This is a genomic window from Psychroserpens sp. Hel_I_66 (genome assembly GCF_000799465.1).
Lineage (GTDB): Bacteria > Bacteroidota > Bacteroidia > Flavobacteriales > Flavobacteriaceae > Psychroserpens.
In genome coordinates, this window is sequence record NZ_JUGU01000001.1 from 2772262 (window position 1) to 2785502 (window position 13241).

9 protein-coding genes are annotated in these 13241 nt (G+C 34.8%); 7 read left to right on the forward strand and 2 right to left on the reverse strand.

What is annotated here, in order from left to right; translation table 11 throughout:
* Window positions 1-12 precede the first annotated feature (12 nt).
* The 5 genes from GQ40_RS12310 (at window position 13) to GQ40_RS12330 (ending at window position 8353) form a co-directional block, all read left to right on the forward strand.
* A complete protein-coding gene (locus GQ40_RS12310; protein WP_047548811.1) occupies window positions 13-2850 on the forward strand; it encodes a VPS10 domain-containing protein in 2838 nt (945 codons plus the stop codon).
* A gap of 128 nt (window positions 2851-2978) precedes the next feature.
* Window positions 2979-3665, forward strand: a complete 687-nt coding sequence (locus GQ40_RS12315) for a succinate dehydrogenase cytochrome b subunit (protein WP_047548813.1) — start codon at window positions 2979-2981, stop codon at window positions 3663-3665.
* A 12-nt stretch (window positions 3666-3677) separates the two neighbouring features.
* On the forward strand, window positions 3678-5675 hold the full coding sequence (locus GQ40_RS12320; protein WP_047548815.1) for a fumarate reductase/succinate dehydrogenase flavoprotein subunit: 1998 nt from the start codon (window positions 3678-3680) through the stop codon (window positions 5673-5675).
* A gap of 64 nt (window positions 5676-5739) precedes the next feature.
* Window positions 5740-6486 carry a succinate dehydrogenase/fumarate reductase iron-sulfur subunit gene (locus GQ40_RS12325; protein ID WP_047551918.1) on the forward strand — a complete coding sequence of 249 codons (747 nt, stop codon included), beginning with the start codon at window positions 5740-5742 and terminating at the stop codon, window positions 6484-6486.
* 94 nt (window positions 6487-6580) lie between these two features.
* A complete protein-coding gene (locus GQ40_RS12330) occupies window positions 6581-8353 on the forward strand; it encodes a MutS-related protein (protein ID WP_047548817.1) in 1773 nt (590 codons plus the stop codon).
* A 151-nt stretch (window positions 8354-8504) separates the two neighbouring features.
* Here GQ40_RS12330 and rpmA read toward each other — a convergent pair whose 3' ends face one another.
* Together rpmA and rplU are read right to left on the reverse strand one after the other, a co-directional pair.
* On the reverse strand, window positions 8505-8765 hold the full coding sequence (gene rpmA / locus GQ40_RS12335; protein ID WP_047548820.1) for a 50S ribosomal protein L27: 261 nt from the start codon (window positions 8763-8765) through the stop codon (window positions 8505-8507).
* A 44-nt stretch (window positions 8766-8809) separates the two neighbouring features.
* A complete protein-coding gene (gene rplU, locus GQ40_RS12340; protein ID WP_047548823.1) occupies window positions 8810-9496 on the reverse strand; it encodes a 50S ribosomal protein L21 in 687 nt (228 codons plus the stop codon).
* 340 nt (window positions 9497-9836) lie between these two features.
* On the opposite strand from rplU, the gene GQ40_RS12345 reads away from it, so the two are divergent.
* Entirely contained in the window at window positions 9837-11171 is a 1335-nt protein-coding gene (locus tag GQ40_RS12345; RefSeq protein ID WP_047548826.1) for a M16 family metallopeptidase, read from the forward strand.
* Window positions 11172-11184: 13 nt separating this feature from the next.
* Window positions 11185-13233, forward strand: coding sequence for a M16 family metallopeptidase (locus GQ40_RS12350; protein ID WP_047551920.1), 2049 nt, complete (start codon window positions 11185-11187; stop codon window positions 13231-13233).
* The last annotated feature ends 8 nt before the right edge of the window (window positions 13234-13241 follow it).

Genomic DNA, 13241 nt, shown 5'->3' on the forward strand with positions numbered 1-13241 from the left:
AATCCAACCACCATGTTAAAATATATCTGTTATTTTATTTTTGGAGCAACACTATTTGTTAGTGCTCAACAACCAGCAACATCATCACAAACCATTGATGATGCTCTGGCAAAAAAAGAAGAACTTGTCAAGAATTCCTTAGTTAAAAATGTAGCATTTAAAAATATAGGCCCAACCATAATGAGTGGTCGTGTGGTTGATCTGGCAGTTAATTCAGAAAATCCAACCGAGTTTTACGTGGGTTACGCTTCTGGTGGAGTTTGGCATACCAAAAATAATGGCACCACATTCTCTCCAATTTTAGATACTTCGGAAACTCAAAATGTAGGAGACATTGCTGTTGATTGGAAAACCAGAACCATTTGGGTTGGAACCGGTGAGAACAATAGTTCAAGATCGAGTTATGCAGGCATTGGGATTTTAAAATCAACAGATAATGGAGAAACCTGGCAAAATATGGGTCTCAAAGATTCCCATCATATTGGACGCATTCTCATTAATCCTAATAACCCTGACGAAGTCGTTGTTGGTGTGACGGGACATTTATATTCTGCAAATCAAGAACGAGGGATTTATAAAACAACCGATGGCGGGAACACATGGTCACAAAAACTATTCGTTGATGACATGAGTGGGATTATAGACGTACAAACCAACCCAAATAACTATAATTTAATGTTCGCATCGTCATGGACAAAAGATCGTAAAGCATGGAATTTTGAAGGAAATGGAACTAATTCCGCTATATACAGAAGTACAGATGCTGGAGATACTTGGACTAAGGTTTCTACGGAAAACAGCGGTTTCCCAACCGGTCAAGGCGTTGGTAGAATTGGCTTAGCGGTTTATGATGATAATGTTGTTTATGCAGTTCATGATAACCAGTTTCGCAGACCTTCCGAAGAAAAAAAAGAGAGCTCAAACGTATTGTCAAAAGAAGACTTTAAAACCATGACAGCCCAAGCATTATTGGATTTAGAGGATGACAAAATAAATACCTATTTAAAAACAAACGGTTTTCAGGAAAAATATAAAGCCGACAATGTAAAGCAAATGGTGAGAAGCGGTAACCTAAAACCTATTGATCTTGCCAATTATCTAGAAGATGCAAATTCTATGCTTTTTGACACACCTGTTATTGGCACCGAAGTTTATAAAAGTACAGATGGCGGAACAACGTGGAAAAAAACTCACGACGACTACCTCGACGAAATCTATTACAGTTACGGTTACTATTTTGGCCATATTTATGTGGCTCCAAATAATGCAGATAACATTTATATTTATGGAGTACCTATCGTAAAATCTAAAGATGGCGGAAAAACATTTACCTCTATTAGTGCAGAAAACGTGCATGCAGATCACCATGCACTTTGGATCAATCCAAAAAATCCAAACCATTTGATAAATGGTAACGATGGTGGTGTAAATATTACTTACGATGATGGTGAAAATTGGATTAAAAACAACTCACCATCTGTTGGTCAATTTTATGCTATCAATGTAGATAATGAACAACCGTATAATGTCTATGGTGGTTTGCAGGATAATGGTGTTTGGAAAGGTGCTTTTGGTGCTCCAGAAGATAAATCGTGGCATCAAAGTGGTGAATACCCATGGAAGAGTATCATGGGTGGCGACGGGATGCAAATTGAGATTGATAGTAGAAATCACAATGTGGTGTATACAGGTTTTCAATTTGGAAATTACTTTAGGCTCAATCTAGAGACCGATGAGCAAACGTACATCCAGCCAAAACATGAGTTGGGCGAAAGTCCGTATCGTTTTAACTGGCAAACACCTATTTTACTCTCTCCTCACAATCAGGATATTTTATATTTAGGAGGAAACAAATTAATGCGTTCTATGAATCAAGGCAGCGATTTTGTTGCCATTTCAGGAGACCTCACAAATGGCGGTAAAAAAGGAAACGTTGCTTACGGTACATTGACAACAGTTAGTGAATCTCCATTTCAATTTGGGTTGATTTATACAGGTAGTGATGATGGTTTGATTCATATCACTAATGATGGTGGTGGCAATTGGAGAAACATTTCAAACACGTTACCACAAGACCTTTGGGTAAGTCGCGTAATTGCATCCAAACATAAAAAAGAACGCGTTTATGCAACACTCAACGGGTATCGTTGGGATGATTTTAAAGTCTATGCTTACATGAGTGATGACTATGGAAAGACATGGAAAGACATTAGCTCCAACATTCCTGCATCTCCAGTAAACGTGATTAGAGAAGATACCGAAAATGAAAATATTCTTTATTTGGGAACAGATAATGGAGCGTATGTTTCTTTCAATAATGGCAGTACTTGGGAAGCATTCAGTAACGGGTTGCCAAATGTTGCTGTTCACGATATCGTGATCCAACCAGAAGCAAAACATCTATTACTGGGAACACATGGTCGCAGCATTTACCAAACCGAAATTGGTCCTATACAGCAAATAAATTCAAGCATGCAATCAAAAGCTGTAACGTTATTTAAAGTCAATGACGCAAGATTCTCTCCGCGCTGGGGAAGTTCATGGAGCAAATGGTTTGACGCTTATGAACCAACTGTAGATGTTACTTATTATTCTAATGTTTCCGAAGAAAAAAACATAAAGATTTATTCGGAAAGTGGAACACTTTTAAATGAGATGAAAGTTAAAGCAGATAAAGGATTTAATTACTCGAAATACGATTTAACGCTTACCGAAAAAGGCAGAAAAGCATTATTAAAAGAAAACACAAATATTGATATTAATAAGGCTAATAACGATAAATACTACTTGCCAAAAGGTAAATATTCAATTCAAATTGGTGATGAAAAAACAATGTTTGAAGTGAAATAACAATTCAAGTTAACATTTTTAGAGCTCTACAAATTAAACCCATTCTAAATAACAAATATTACAACGAAAACCTTGTAGAGCTTAGGCTTGCTCCTTATCTTTGTACATATAAACTAACTTCTTAGATAATGAGCGGAATTTTAAATTCTACGATTGGAAGAAAATTTGCTATGGCACTTTCGGCACTCTTCCTGATGATTTTCTTATTACAACACTTTTCAATCAATATTTTATCTGTATTTAGTGAGGACGTTTTTAATAATGTGTCTCACTTTATGGGTACGTTTTGGTTAATTCAATTTGTGCTACAACCTATACTGATTTTAGGTGTTATTTTCCATTTCGTAATGGGATTTGTATTAGAAATCAAAAACAGAAATGCTAGAAAAATTAGCTACGTTAAAAACAATGGTGCTGCAAATTCAACTTGGATGAGTAGAAATATGATTTGGAGCGGATTGGCAATTTTAGCATTTATTGGGCTCCATTTTTACGATTTTTGGGCTCCAGAAATCAATGTCAAATATTTTAAAGGTGATATGAGTGGCCTTTTAGATCCTGATAATGTTGATAGCGGATTTAGATACTGGGAAGAACTCCATCATAAATTTGAAGATATGTGGCGTGTTATTCTATACTGCGTTGCTTTTATATTTTTATCACTACACCTTTTACATGGGTTTAGTTCTGCATTCCAATCAACTGGAATGAACAATAAATACACAAAAGGGTTACAAGGTTTTGGAAAAGCGTATGCTATTATAATTCCAGCAGGATTTGTATTCATTGCACTATTTCACCACTTTACTCACTAAAATATATCTAATATGGCTTTAGATGCTAAAATACCAAAAGGACCACTTGCAGATAAGTGGACAAATCATAAAAACACGATTGACCTAGTTAATCCTGCCAATAAACGTAATATTGACATTATTGTTGTTGGTACTGGTTTAGCAGGTGGCTCTGCAGCTGCAACATTAGCTGAGTTAGGCTATAATGTGAAAGCTTTCTGTTTTCAAGATTCACCTAGACGTGCACACTCAATTGCTGCGCAAGGTGGTATCAATGCTGCAAAAAACTACCAAGGTGATGGTGACTCCACTTACAGATTATTTTATGATACTGTAAAAGGTGGTGATTACCGTTCTCGTGAAGCAAATGTTTATCGTTTAGCAGAGGTGTCTGCAAATATTATTGACCAATGCGTTGCTCAAGGTGTTCCTTTTGCTCGTGAATATGGTGGATTATTGGACAATCGCTCATTTGGAGGTGTATTGGTATCACGTACATTTTATGCAGCAGGACAAACAGGACAGCAATTACTTTTAGGTGCTTACTCTGCAATGAACCGTCAAATTGGACGCGGTAAAATTACAATGTACAACCGTCATGAGATGTTAGATGTCGTCAAGGTTGACGGAAAAGCTAGAGGAATAATCGCTAGAGATTTAGTGTCTGGTGAAATAGAACGTCACTCTGCGCACGCAGTCGTTTTAGGAACTGGAGGTTACGGTAACGTATTTTACTTATCAACCAATGCGATGGGAAGTAATGTTACCGCTGCCTGGAAAGCTCACAAACGTGGTGCTTACTTTGCAAATCCATGCTACACGCAAATTCATCCAACATGTATCCCTGTCTCTGGAGAACATCAGTCTAAATTGACATTGATGTCTGAGTCTTTAAGAAATGATGGACGTATTTGGGTTCCGAAGAAAAAAGAAGATGCTGAAGCTATTAGAGCTGGAAAATTAAAACCAACTGCACTTGCCGAACAAGATAGAGATTACTATTTAGAGCGTCGCTATCCTGCTTTTGGTAACTTAGTACCTCGTGATGTTGCCTCTCGTGCAGCAAAAGAGCGCTGCGACGCTGGTTTTGGTGTCAATAAAACTGGTGAAGCTGTTTATCTAGATTTCGCTGCTGCTTTTATGCGCTACGGAAAAGAGCAAGCCCACGTTAAAGGTCTTGACGAAAATGATGATGCGCTTGTTAAAAAATTAGGACAGGAAATCGTGAAAACGAAATATGGAAATTTATTCCAGATGTATGAGAAAATCGTAAATCAAAACCCATACGAAACTCCTATGATGATTTACCCTGCGGTACATTACACAATGGGTGGTATTTGGGTAGATTATAACTTACAAACTACAGTTCCAGGATTGTATGCCATTGGAGAAGCTAATTTTTCAGATCATGGTGCTAACAGACTTGGTGCTTCTGCCTTAATGCAAGGACTTGCAGATGGATATTTTGTACTGCCTTACACGATTGGTGACTATTTATCCCACGATATTCGTACTGGAAAAATACCTACTGATACTAAGGAATTTGAAGAAGCTGAAAAAACTGTTGTTGATAATATCAACCACTTAATAAATAATAAAGGAACGCATCCTGTTGATTATTTCCATAGACGTTTAGGAAAAATCATGTGGAACAAATGCGGAATGGCACGTAATGCAGAGGATTTAAAATCTGCTATTCATGAGATTTCAGATTTAAGAGCTGAATTTTGGAAAGACGTTATGGTTCCAGGATCTGCAGATGAATTTAATGAAGAACTAGCCAAAGCTGGTCGCGTTGCAGATTTCTTAGAACTTGGAGAATTATTCGCTAAAGATGCCTTACAAAGAGAAGAATCTGCAGGAGGACATTTTAGAGATGAATATCAAACTCCAGAAGGTGAGGCAATGCGTCGTAAAGAATTTCAGTATGTTTCTGCATGGGAATATAAAGGAGAGCCAAAAGATGCTGTATTGCATAAAGAGGAACTGTCTTACGAAAATATTGAAGTAAAAGAAAGAAGTTATAAATAATTAGGTCTACAACTTAATTATGTATTCAAAATAAAAAAAGAACAAAGAAATGGGAACAGAAAATATGAACCTTACATTAAAGATTTGGAGACAAAAAGGAGCCAATGACAAAGGGAAAATGGTAGACTATAGCATTAGCGATGTCTCTCCAGATATGTCTTTCTTAGAAATGCTAGACGTTCTTAATAGTGAACTCATAACCAAAGGAGAAGAACCTGTTGCATTTGATCATGATTGTCGTGAAGGTATTTGTGGTTCATGTTCATTATATATAAATGGCGAAGCACATGGTCCTGATAGAGGTGTAACTACCTGCCAATTGCATATGCGTATGTTTAAAGATGGTGATGTTATTACCATTGAGCCTTTTAGAGCTAAGGCATTTCCTGTAATTAAAGATTTAATTGTAGATAGAAGCGCTTTTGATCGTATCCAACATGCAGGAGGATTTATTTCTGTTAATACATCTGGTTTAACTGTAGATGCAAATGCTATCCCGGTAAACAAACACGATGCAGATGAATCATTTATGGCTGCCACGTGTATTGGTTGTGGTGCTTGTGTTGCAAGTTGTAAAAATGCCTCTGCAATGTTATTTGTAGGTGCAAAAGTATCTCAATTTGCCTTGTTACCACAAGGTCAGGTAGAGGCGACAGATCGTGTATTGAATATGGTCAAACAAATGGATGAAGAAGGCTTTGGTAATTGTACCAATACTGGAGCTTGCGAAGTGGAATGCCCTAAAGGAATTTCTTTAGAGAATATTGCACGTATGAATCGTGAGTATTTAGCAGCAAGTTTAAAAGGTTAATATCCCAAAACAGAGAACCAAAGAAATTATAAATTTAAAAATCCTAAGCCACAATGCTTGGGATTTTTTGTTACTTTATGTCCTAAATTTAAATATGTCTGTCGCAATAACTTATTTTAAAAAAAGCCTTGAAAATCATCAATTAGAAGTAAAGAAACTTTATAAAAAGACGACGCTTTTAAGCCTTTTAAGACTGCTTGTTTTTCTCATTACAGCAATCGCTATCTATTTTACTTTCCAAAGTTGGCAAATTGCCATTGTTATTGGTTTGTCAGGAATTTCGGTGTTTATAGTTCTACTTTCTAAATATACCAGTGTCAAAAATAAACGAACTCTTCATAAGGCACTAGCAACAATTAATGAAGAGGAAATAAAAATTGCTTCTGGCGAATTTCAGCATAGAAAAACAGGAGATCAATTTCAAGACCCAAAGCACTTTTATAGCTTGGATATTGATCTCTTCGGAAAAGGATCATTTTTTCAATATTTAAATAGAACAAGTACTTCGGAAGGTGAATTGCAGCTCGCAAATGCTTTAAAAGCAAATAATGTTGCCAATATAGAAGACAGGCAGGACGCGATAAAAGAATTATCAACCAAAACCGAATGGACACAATTATATGCAGCAACAGCTAGCTTAATTAAAACCCAAACGCCTGCTCCAACAATTATAAAATGGTTAAAAACCCATAAAACGTTTATTCCAAAACAGATGTTTTTAGCTACTTGGTTATTTGCATTACTATCAATTACACTATTAGCCCTAGCAATTTTTGAAGTTATTGGGATTGGATTTTTTGGGTATTGGATTTTTGCAGGACTTGGCATTACAGGCATATATCTCAAAAAAATAAATGATCTCGCTTTAAATGCAGATAAAACTAAAGATACATTTAGACAATATGCATCACTGTTATTACAAATAGAAAATGAGACATTTACATCAAAATTATTAAAAGAAAAACAGCAAAAAATAAGATCTGAAAACAAAAAGGCTTCAGAGATTTTTTCGGAATTTTCTAAACACCTAGATGCCTTGGATAACCGTAATAATCTTATTGGTGCTCTTTTTGGGAATGGCTATTTACTTTTAGATATCAAAAACTCTTATAACGTTGAACAATGGGTTTTAAAATACGCCCACAAAGTAGAAGATTGGTTTGAAGTGGTGTCGTTTTTTGACGCATACAACAGTTTAGGTAATTATGCTTTTAACCATGAAGCCTATGTATTTCCTGAAATATCAAACGGAAAATCAACTATAAAAGCGTCTCAATTAGGACATCCACTTTTAAACCCTAAAAAAAGAGTAGATAGTGATGTCACTATCGATAATCAAGAATTCTTTATTGTAACGGGAGCTAATATGGCAGGAAAGAGTACGTTTCTTCGTACCATTTCTCTTCATATTGTAATGGCAAACGTTGGGTTGCCTGTTTGTGCAAAGTCAAGTATCTATTCTCCTGTTAAACTTATAACGAGCATGCGTACGAGCGATTCACTCACAGATGATAGTAGTTACTTTTTTAGTGAATTAACTCGACTAAAATTCATTGTTGATGCTATAGAAAAAGAATCTTATTTTATTATTCTTGATGAAATCTTAAAAGGTACAAACAGTACAGATAAAGCAATCGGTTCAAGAAAATTTGTAGAAAAACTAGTGGCAGGAAACGCAACCGGTATTATTGCAACTCACGATTTGAGTCTTTGTGAAATTTCCGAAGAACTTGAGGACGTCAAAAACTATTATTTTGATGCTGAAATCGTTAACGACGAACTATATTTTGACTATAAATTCAAACAAGGTATTTGCCAAAATATGAATGCAAGCTTTTTACTGAAGAAGATGCAGATTGTGGATTAGTAAGATAAATATCATTCAGATCAACACAAAAAAAATTTTTTGATGATTAGAATAAATAAAAATGAAATTCTTCAATTCGATCTAAATCACAAAAACAAAAAACCCATTCTAAACTAGAATGGGTTTTTAATACTATGGGATAAAATTCAAATTATGCTTCAAAAGCATCAATAGAAACAAAAGACTTACCATCTTTTTTCTTTGTGAATCTTACTAAACCATCTACTTTAGCATGTAAAGTGTGGTCTTTTCCGCCATACACATTTTCACCTGGATGATGTGTATTACCTCTTTGTCTTACGATAATGTTTCCTGCAACAGCAGCTTGTCCACCAAAAATCTTAACACCTAAGCGTTTTGATTCTGATTCTCTACCGTTTTTAGAACTACCTACTCCTTTTTTATGAGCCATTGTCTTAAGGTTTTATATTGTTAATAATTAATGTTATTGAAAATTTACTTTTCAATTCCACCATCTAATCTGTCTTGTAATTCTTTTAATTCGTCCCACTTACCATCTGCAGCTAATCTAGCTTGTTTTGGCCAAGTATCTGTAACGATGTGCGCTAATCTTGAACTTTCTTCAGTAAGAATTTCACTTAATTTAGCAGCATCAGTATTTGCTACTTTTTCAAAAGTATCAATTCCTGCGTTTACTAAAGCTTCAGCAGCTTTAGGTCCTGCACCTTCGATTTTTTTCAAATCATCAGCTTTTCCTGTTGCTTTTTTAGCAGCTGGTTTCGCTTTAGGTGTTTCCTTTTTAGCTTCTTCTTTTGATTCAGCTTTTTTAGTTTCCTTCTTAGGTTCAGCTTTTTCAGCTTTCTTTCCTCCAGAAGTAGTAATACCTTCAATAAGGATTTCAGATAAAGATTGTCTGTGTCCGTTTTTTACACGGTAACCTTTTCTTCTCTTCTTTTTGAAGACGATTACTTTGTCACCTTTAAGGTGCTTTAAGACTTTTGCACTTACAAGTGCTCCGCCTATAGCTGGGGCGCCTAAAGTAATATTGTCACCATCACCAATTAAAAGAACGTTATCGAAATCTACTTTCTTACCTTCTTCTGTTGCTAAACGGTTAACAAAAACTTTTTGGTCTTTTTCAACTTTAAATTGATGCCCTGCTATCTCTACAATTGCGTACATAGCGTAACGTTTTTATTAATTATTTTGTTTAAAATAGGTGCTTCCTCCTTAGAAAGCGGGTGCAAATATACATCCTAATTCATTAATTTACAAACGATATATGAATTTTGAATAATAATATAATTTTTTTATGCAGAAATTTTAAAACTCGAACACTTTATCTACTTTGCATAAATATGAGAAAACAATTTTAAGATATATTTTGCACTAAAAACAGTAATATAAGCTATGTTATTCGCTATTTTTGTGGAAATAGTGTAACTTTTTAACTAAACCGAACACTAATTTAACATTATATAAAAATTAACACAAAATCACAATTAATTAAAACAAACTCACAATGAAAAATTACCTATTAATTTTAGCCTCTTTTGTGCTTGTTGGCTTCTCTGTCAATGCACAACAGGTTGAATTTGAAGAATTTGATTTAGATAACGGACTTCACGTTATTTTACACCAAGATAATACTGCTCCTGTAGTGACCGTTGGTGTTATGTATGATGTAGGAGGAAAAGATTTGGGAGGTACTGCTGCAGCACCTCGTACTGGTTTTGCTCACTTTTTTGAGCATCTTTTATTTGAAGGTACCCAAAATATAGATCGAGGAGAATGGTTTACAATCGTATCTTCAAATGGTGGTAGCAATAATGCAAACACCTCATTGGATAGAACTTACTATTATGAAGTTTTCCCTTCTAACAATTTAGAATTAGGTCTTTGGATGGAATCTGAAAGAATGCTTCACCCAGTTATTGACCAAGTTGGAGTAGATACTCAAAACGAAGTTGTTAAGGAAGAAAAGCGTCTAAGGTATGATAACTCCCCTTATGGACAGTTTTTATTTGCTGTGAGTGAAAATTTATTTAAAAATCACCCTTATGCAAATAAAAATATTGGAGAAATGGCAGATTTAGACGCCTCTACTTTAGAGGAATTTCAACAATATTTTAAAGATTGGTATGGACCAAACAATGCTGCTCTGGTAATTGCTGGTGATATTGATAAGAAAGAAGCAAAAACATTAGTAAAAAAATATTTTGCAGACATAAAGAGTAGACCAGTACCAACTAGAAATTTTGCTAAAGAAGAACCTATCACAGAAAAAATCGACGCAAAATTCTTCGATCCAAATATTCAAATCCCTGCAATTATTACAGCATATAGAACTCCTGGTTTTAAAGAAAGAGATTCTTATGTTTTGAGTATGGTATCTGCTTATTTAAGTGATGGTAAAACATCAAAATTATACAAAAAAATAGTGGATGATAAAAAAATGGCACTTCAAGTTGGTGCTATCAACATCGATCAAATGGATTATGGTATTTATGCCATTTATGGTCTTCCATTGGGAGATACTTCTCTAGATGCTTTGCTTAAGGAGATGGATGAAGAAATTGTTAAAATGCAAAACGAGCTCATTTCAGAAAAAGATTATCAAAAACTTCAAAATAAATTTGAAAACAGATTTGTAAACTCAAACTCAAGTATTCAAGGTATTGCGAGCTCTTTGGTAACAAATTATATGCTTTATGACGATATCAATTTAATAAATTCTGAAATTGAAATTTACCGTTCAATTACTAGACAGGAAATTCAAGATGTTGTAAAAAAATATTTGAATCCTAACCAACGTGTAGAGTTAGAATATTTACCAAAAGAGAAAACTGACAACTAAAAAATAAATGAAAATGAAATTTAAAATATCCATATTAGTCGTAGCATTTTTAATGTCGGTTAGTGCATTTGCACAAGTTGATCGATCTAAAATGCCCGAACCAGGTCCTGCTCCAAAAATATCACTGGAGAAGCCTCAAGAATTTGAATTAAAAAACGGACTTACTGTTCTAGTGGTAGAAAACCATAAGTTACCAAGAGTATCATACTCCTTAACAATTGATAATAAGCCAATGACTGTTGGTGATAAAGCAGGAGTTGAGAGTTTAATTGGCGCTATGTTAGGTAACGGGACAAAAAACATTTCTAAAGATGAATTTAACGAAGAAGTAGACTTTTTAGGCGCAAATATTGGCTTTAGTTTTAGAGGAGGCTACGCAAGTTCATTATCAAAATATTCTGATCGTATCTTAGAATTAATGGCAGATGCTGCAATTAACCCTTTATTAATCGAGGAAGAATTTGAGAAAGAAAAAGCTAAACTTATAGACGGTTTAAAATCTGAAGAAAATAGCGTTGATGCAGTGGCTGGAAGAGTTGGGTCTGCTTTGGCTTATGGTAAAAATCATCCTTATGGAGAATTTACCACAGAAGAAACTGTAAATAATGTAAGCTATGGTGATGCTGTAGCATTTTACGAAAAATATTTCAACCCTAACAACGCTTATCTAGTTGTTGTTGGAGATGTATCTTTTAAGGACGTGAAAAAGCAAATTGAAAAACATTTTTCTAAATGGGAAAAATCTGTTGGTATAGATTATACAGTTCCCGATGAAGCTCCAAATGCACAGTACACACAAATTAACTTTGTTGATATGCCAAACGCTGTACAATCTAATATCTCTTTGACAAACAATGTAGATTTAGAAATGAAAGATGACGATTACCATTCTGTCTTAATTGCCAATAAAATTTTAGGTGGAGGCTTTAATAGCTACTTAAACATGAACCTTCGTGAAGAACATGGTTATACCTATGGCGCAAGATCTGGAATTGGTACAGATGAATATGCATCACGTTTCACCGCAGGTGCAGCTGTTAGAAATATGGTAACAGATAGCGCAGTTGTTGAAACTTTGAAAGAAATCAACCGTATTAAAACTGAGCCTATTGAGCAAGATATGCTTAAAAACGCAAAAGCTAAATATGTTGGAGATTTTGTGTTGGCTCTAGAAAGCCCACAAACTATTGCACGTTACGCTTTAAATATTAAGCTTAATGATCTTCCAGATGATTTTTACACGACTTATTTACAAAAAATTAATGCAGTTACTGCAGATGATGTAAATCGTGTGGCCAACAAGTATTTTAAAACTGAAAACGCTCGTATCGTCGTTATTGGTAAAGGAAGCGAAGTATTAGAAAACCTTCAAAAAACAGGAATTCCTATTAAATACTACGATAAGTTTGCAGCTGAAACAGAAAAACCATCTTACGAAATTGAAATGCCAGCAGATATGGACGCTACCAAAGTAATGCAATCTTATATAGATGCCATTGGTGGAAAAGCTGCTTTAGATAAAGTAAACTCTGTTTATATGACTGCGGAAGCGGAATTACAACCTGGTGTGATGATGAACTTGGAGATGAAGAAAACATCCAAAAACCAAGCCATGTCAGAAGTGTCTGCAATGGGACAATCATTTATGAAATCTGTTGTTAATCCTGAAGGTGGATATATCGTCCAGCAAGGGCAACGTAAAGACATGACACCTGAAGAATTGAAAGATGCTAAGGTAGAATCATCTCCTTTTCCTGAAGTTAACTATTTAAACGGTGGTGTTACTTTAGAAAAAATTGAAATGGTAGATGGTGTCAAAGCGTATAAAGTAAATGTAAGCGACAGCAAATCTTTATATTATGATGTTGAAACAGGTTTAAAAATAAAACAAGTTGAAACTAGTGAAGCAGGATCACAATCTGTATTCTATGATGAATATAAAGATGTTGGAGGTATCAAGTTTCCTTTTAAAATAGGGCAAACTGCAGGACCACGTCGCTTTGACTTTACAGTTAAATCTGTTAAAGTAAACGAAGGTGTATCTGATGCAGATTTTGACTAAGATTCAAA